Source organism: Mesorhizobium sp. M8A.F.Ca.ET.207.01.1.1 (assembly GCF_004794715.1).
Lineage (GTDB): Bacteria > Pseudomonadota > Alphaproteobacteria > Rhizobiales > Rhizobiaceae > Mesorhizobium.
This window is the reverse complement of sequence record NZ_SRUS01000575.1, coordinates 1-284: the sequence shown is the minus strand read 5'-3', so window position 1 is coordinate 284 and position 284 is coordinate 1. Positions and strand designations below refer to the sequence as shown.

Below are 284 nucleotides of genomic sequence, written 5' to 3'. Positions count from 1 at the left end.
CGCTTCTTGAGCACGCGGCGGATCTCGACGATATGGCTGCCGAGCCGGTCCAGCTCTTCATCCACATCCAGCTTCTGCAGCCACAGCACCAGTTCCTGCTCGGCGCGGCCCGGGTCGACCGGGTGCGGCAGATCGGCCAGGCGTGCGGCCAGCTTGGCGCGCTGGCCGTCGCGAATGGCCGGAATCAGCGTGCGGACGTCGGCGGCGATGCGTTCAATACCGTCCACGCGCTCGCTGATGGCCGCGGCCAGCTTGCCACCTTCGCGCTCGCGGGCCTCGACGAA

Annotated in this window: 1 pseudogene; it reads right to left on the bottom strand. The window is 69.4% G+C overall.

What is annotated here, in order from left to right:
* Positions 1 to 284 (bottom strand): annotated as a pseudogene (locus EN850_RS35895) (DUF1732 domain-containing protein); the annotation flags it as partial.